Below are 5304 nucleotides of genomic sequence, written 5' to 3'. Positions count from 1 at the left end.
CTGCTCGTAGCCGACGCCGGTCGGGATCTGCACCAGGCCCAACGCGCGGGCGGCGGCTTGTTCGTCGTCCATCCGGCCGAGGAACGCGCCGCCGACGAAGTTGCGCAGGGTGTCGTTGTCCGACCCGGCCGCCTCCTCCTGCTTGGCGGCGAGGACGGCCAGGTTCTGTTTGCGGGTGTTGCGGGCGAACTCGGTCAGCATCAACCGGCCGGACGAGAGCTGTTCCAGGAAGTGGACTTCATCAAGGGCGACGCCCTTACGCTGGCCCGCGGGCAGCCCGTAGACCCACCGCAGGCACAGCCACGAGGCGAGATTCAGGATGGCCACGCCCTGGCGGGCTTCGTCGCCCCAGTACTCCTGCCCGACGTGCTGATCGGGCAGGGCGATGCCCTTGGTGGAGAAGAACATCAGTTGCCGGTCGAACGCGACCGCCTCATGCTCGTCGCGCTCCGGGAACAGCAACGACGGCAGCGGTTCGTGCCGGATCGAATCCAGCAAGTCGGCGGTGGTCAGCGCGACCTGCCGATGCTCCGTCCGAGACTGCCGTAGGGCCTCGATGACCAGGCCGGGATGCTTCGGGCGCCCGGCGAACGGCCCATCCGCCGCGTCCACGAGGGTCGCGGCGAGCAGCAGTTCCGTAGTGACGTGCGGCGCCTGATCACCCCGCACCACCAACGACGCCGGAAGGACCTGCGTCAGGGAGTCGACCGTCAGCCGGCGTCGGGCGGCCTGCGCCCGCACCCTGGCGCGGCTCAGCCACCGGTCCCGCAGTCCGTCGACCAGATGCTGGTCGAGATCATCCAGCATCACAGTGCCGAGGTCGGCGGCATCGACGCCCAGGGCGTGCAGGTCGGCGTCTTCCAGGTCGGCCAGGTCATGAATGGTGAAGTCGTCCGGGTGCGGTTCGGCCACCAGCCGGTACGTGTTCAGGGAGCCGGGGTGCCCGTTGACCAGGTCCAACGCCCGCGCATGACCCCGCAGCGGTGCGGTGCGAGCCAGGCGGCCGAGGCGGCCGGCGGGATCGACGCAGGTCCAGGGGATGCCGGCGGCGCCGGTCTTGCCGATGACGACGCCGATCAGGGTGGACTTGCCACCGCCGAGGCCGGCGACGATGGGGTAATAGCCGGCGACGTCGTACCGTTCCATGTTGGCCCACAGGTCGTACATCACCGGGGTCCGCCCATCCAGCACCGCGCGGGCGATGTTCCACCCAGTCCGATCACCCGCGGTGCTGGTGATCGCGGCGCCGCCGGCGGCGACCGTGCGGACCGGGAGGTCGCGGCGGTGGGCGCGGATCCGCACCGGCTCGCCGGGTAGGAACTCCCTCGCGAGGTCGTGCTGCCCGTAGGTGTGCTCGATCTGCACCCGCCGCGCATACGCCGTCACGACCCGCTCGACGTTCTCCAAGCACTCGGCCTCCGACGTGCCGGAGACAGCGAGGCGCCACCAGCCCCGGGCGCGCGACGCGGACAGGTCTTGGGTGTCGGACAGTTCCGCTTCGACTGCCAGGGCGAGGTCGTGCTGCTCGCGCAGGGCGGTGGGCGGGTCCTGCTCGTGCTCGACCTGGTAGTGCTTGGTTTGCGACGTGATCCGGGACATAACCCGCCGCAGCTGCTCCCGCACCTCGTGGTCGTGCCGGACGTAGACGTGGGCCGACCATTCCAGCGGGATCCCGAGCTGGTCCGGGATTGCCATCCACGGCAGATCCACCTGCGGGATCGTCATCGGCTGCATCCGGCCCACGGTCAAGATAGCCACATGCCGGGTCAGGGTGCGGCCGTCGACCATCCCCGTGACCTTGAGCGTGGTCGCGAACGGTTCCGCGGTCCAGGACACCTGGTCCAGCAGGCCGGCCAGATCACCGGTATCCCAGTCGGTCACGTCCAGCTCGGACCGCAGCCGTGGGGCGGGGAACCCCAGGTGGGTGGAACGGTGCAGCAGCCAGGCCATCTGCCCGGCCGTGACCGGCCGGCCCCGCATCCCCGGCCGGCCCATCAGCGTGTCCAGGGCGGCGAGCTTGGCCTGTTGGGCGTCGAGTTCCCGGGAAAGTGGCCGCCAGGACCGGGGCAGCAGGCCGGCGGCCAGCTGGGCCAGCGGGGACCGGTGTAGGTAGTCCACGCCCAGGTAGACCTGCTTCTCGGCCAGGTGCTCGCCGAGGAATTGGCGCTGCTCGCCGGCGAGCAGGTCCGGCCAGCACGGCAGCGGCACCGCGCCGAACGCGGCCTGCCGCTGCGTGACCAGGCGGTGGTGGGCTTCGGCCCACTCACGGACCGGGAACGGGACCTGGGTGCCCCGGATCCGCACCGACTGACCCGACAACCCGGCCAACACGCCGGCCTGGTTCAGGATGTGCTGCTCACGGTCCCGGTCCGGCCGGAACGACCACGGCACCGGATCCAACCGGTACCAGGCCGTCCCGGTGTTGCCGGTCAGGGTGACATGGCCGACGACCTGCTTTGTGCGCAGCGGCAACCGGGCCGCGGCCGGCTCCGACGCCTTCGCCCACCCCGGCTTGGATTCCCTCCTGCTCTTGGTGTTTCGGTCACGCTGCATCGGAGATCACCACCATCTCGGGATCGACTCTGAGCCGCCGGCTCACGCCAGGCGTGACCGGGACCGTGCCTGGGTCCGCTGCCCGTCCGGGCGACGGGATACCGAGTAGCCCGGGCGGGTGCCGCCGGTCGGCGTTCCTCGCCTCGGCCAGGACGAACGTGAGCCCGACCCACGCCACGGCCGTCGTCTGCGCCTGGTCGTGGGGTGAGCGGCGAGGGGTGCCGAGTTCGGCCCACAGCACCGCCGGCAGCGTCGACAACGGCCGTTCGTCGTCGATCCGCTTGCAGACCCAGCCCGTGACGCCGATGGTGATCATCAGCGTGTCGACCATGGTCCAGAACGACACTTCGACGAACCGAGCGAACAGCCAGCCCACGGCCAGGAAGACCACGAAGCCGACGCCGTAGGCGACGTACCGGGTCGCCGGCCACGGGAACGACACCCGCGGCGGGCCCAGCCACCGGGCATCGACCCGTCGCAGCTCATCATCGGTGCGGATCCGCATCACCGTCACCCGCCCGTCGTCGGCGTCACGCCCGACGGCGCGCCCGGGGTCGCCAGGGACGGGATGAACAACTTGGCCAGCCAGTACCCGACGTCCAGGGCCGAGCCGGAGAACGCGATCCCCAGCACCATCAGCCCGATCAGCGACAGGCCGACCACGCTGACCACGCGGGAGTGATCGCCGCGGCGCGAGGCCATCAGGATGACCAGCCCGATCACGATCAGGATCACCTTGACCGCGTTGTCCCGCAGCCAGTTCCCGATCCCCGACGTGTCCACCGCGACCGGCGCCGCCACCAGAATCTGGGTGATCTCCGCGTGGAGACCACCATCCAGAACGCCCATTGCCGTGCTCCTTCCCGACGAGCCGCCCGTTTCGGGCGTCGTCGAACAGACCCACCTGGTAGGTGGATCTCCGAATGTGATTGATTGATGTCGCCGGTCGGACCGTCGGTCGCTGGTTGTGCTTGCCTGTCAGTGGTTGTCGTGCTGCTCCGGGGGCGCTGATTGTTCAGTCGGGGCTACGCGCGTCAAGGGCGCTGCGCGTCGCTGCGCGATGCCCTCCGGGCCCCCTTGACCCGCTACGCCCCGACCGATTCGGCGCCGCAGTCGGAGCAGCCCGCAGAGTCGGCGTCGACGCTTCCGTTCCGTCGTCGGGCTCGGCTGCCGTCGTGGCCGGCCGGTCGCGGGCCGGCCGGCGGCCAGTCGGCTTGGGCAGGTCGAACAGGGCCAACTGCCGGCGGCGGCTGGTCAGGTCCGGCACCAAATCTCGATGCGGCTACTGCCGGCCGTGCCGGTCCAGGACCGGTATCCGGCGATCTCGTCATCCCGCTCGACCAGGCCCAACAGACTGGCCCACGCTTCGCTGAGCCTCATCCCGGCGGCGAGGTCGTGGTCGTTCGGGCCACCGGGGAACCCGATCACGTCGCCGCGGTCGAAGCCGTTGACCTCACGTAGGTACCAGTGCATCGGCCCGCAGCCGTGCCGCTCGCCGAAGTCGTTCATCGTCGCGGTGATCGCTTCGTTCAGTGCCTTGACCAGCACCGACCCGTGCCCGTTCAGGGCGAATCTTGCCACGGTCATGGTCGTGCCTCCTGTCGCAGGAATTCCAACGCCGCCAGATGGTCGGCGTGCTCGTACGCGGCAAGCAGCGCATCCCCCGGGTTCGTGTAACCCAGCCCCAGGAATCGCCACTCACCAATCACCGGAACCGGCCCGTCATCGCCTTCGCCGCCGGCGGCCAGGGCTTCGTCGTTCCACAGGCCCGGTTGCGGATCCGGCGCCGGCCACTCCATGTCGTCCTCATCGGGCGCCGCCGGTGCGCGTTCCTCGGCCCGGGCGGCTCGCCAGTCCCGTCGGGCCTGCCGCAGGGAGCCGAGTGTGACCGAGAACCGGCGGGACTTGGTCGTGAAGTGTCCGCGGAAGCCGAGCATGTGCACCCACCGCAGCAGCCCGTCGTACTCCGGCAGGGTCGAGAGCTGTTCCGCGGCCAGGATCATCGCCGCCACATGCGGCCGCAACCCGGCCTGCTGCGCGATCAGCGCGGTCCGGACCGAGGAATCCAGGCCGAAGTCTTCCGCCGCCTTCGTCGCGTACTTCGCGATGTACGCCGCCACCATCCCCGACGTCACCGGACCAGTTCCATCATCGACACCGCCATCGGCGCCCAGGTCGTCGAGCCCGTGCCGGAGGGGGCGGATGTCGATCTGGTCGCCGAACCCGAGCTGCACCGCAGAGTCGCCGAGGAGGGCGGTGACAGTCGCGTCGGCGACGGCCTGCCGCACCGCGACCGTGAACAGCTCATCCGGAACGCTGACCGGGGAAGCTGGGTAGCCGTCGCCGGCGCCGTCGAGGCGAATGATCGCGTGGAAGTGCACAATCCCGCGTTTCTGGAACTCAGCGACCTTGGCGTAGCTGACCCGCAGCGTGCGGCCGAACGCGGCCTCGCTCATCCCCAGCCCGGCGGCCAATCGTCGGCGCAGGGCGATCATGAAGCGCCGCCACAACTCCGGTGATCGCCAGTTGAATGCCACCGCGGCCAGGTACTGGTAGCAATCGGAGCAGATCGGTTCCCCCAGCTGCGGGTCATCATCCAGGTGGTGCTGTGGGCAGGTTCGTCCCCGGCCGTGCACGCACAGGTCACCGGCGCGTCCGGTCCGGCCTCCGCTGGCGCTCCGGCCTGCCCTCCCGCGCCCACACGTCGCGCCATGCACCGGACCGAACCCGGGACCGGTCACCGTCAGGAAC

Annotated in this window: 5 protein-coding genes; all 5 read right to left on the bottom strand. The window is 70.2% G+C overall.

Translation table 11 applies throughout. From position 1 onward, the window contains the following. The coding region (locus tag ACOJUF_RS02935; protein WP_420120370.1) for an ATP-binding protein at positions 1 to 2553 on the bottom strand (2553 nt) is incomplete at its 3' end. After that, on the bottom strand, positions 2543 to 3058 hold the full coding sequence (locus ACOJUF_RS02930; protein ID WP_420120371.1) for a hypothetical protein: 516 nt from the start codon (positions 3056 to 3058) through the stop codon (positions 2543 to 2545). The genes ACOJUF_RS02935 and ACOJUF_RS02930, both read right to left, overlap by 11 nt. A gap of 5 nt (positions 3059 to 3063) precedes the next feature. Further along, positions 3064 to 3402 carry a hypothetical protein gene (locus ACOJUF_RS02925; protein WP_420120369.1) on the bottom strand — a complete coding sequence of 113 codons (339 nt, stop codon included), beginning with the start codon at positions 3400 to 3402 and terminating at the stop codon, positions 3064 to 3066. A gap of 405 nt (positions 3403 to 3807) precedes the next feature. Further along, positions 3808 to 4140, bottom strand: a complete 333-nt coding sequence (locus ACOJUF_RS02920) for a hypothetical protein (RefSeq protein ID WP_420120368.1) — start codon at positions 4138 to 4140, stop codon at positions 3808 to 3810. Further along, positions 4137 to 5294 carry a replication initiator gene (locus ACOJUF_RS02915; RefSeq protein ID WP_420120367.1) on the bottom strand — a complete coding sequence of 386 codons (1158 nt, stop codon included), beginning with the start codon at positions 5292 to 5294 and terminating at the stop codon, positions 4137 to 4139. The genes ACOJUF_RS02920 and ACOJUF_RS02915 overlap by 4 nt, the downstream gene beginning before the upstream one ends. Between the last annotated feature and the right edge of the window lie 10 nt (positions 5295 to 5304).

Origin of the sequence: Nakamurella sp. (assembly GCF_048594475.1) — a bacterium.
GTDB lineage: Bacteria > Actinomycetota > Actinomycetes > Mycobacteriales > Nakamurellaceae > Nakamurella.
This window is presented reverse-complemented; position numbering and strand designations above follow the sequence as displayed.

Coding starts and splice junctions, on each gene's coding strand:
- ACOJUF_RS02920 (WP_420120368.1), bottom strand. CDS start 4,140: ATGACCGTGGCAAGATTCGCCCTGAACGGGCACGGGTCGGTGCTGGTC.
- ACOJUF_RS02930 (WP_420120371.1), bottom strand. CDS start 3,058: ATGCGGATCCGCACCGATGATGAGCTGCGACGGGTCGATGCCCGGTGG.
- ACOJUF_RS02925 (WP_420120369.1), bottom strand. CDS start 3,402: ATGGGCGTTCTGGATGGTGGTCTCCACGCGGAGATCACCCAGATTCTG.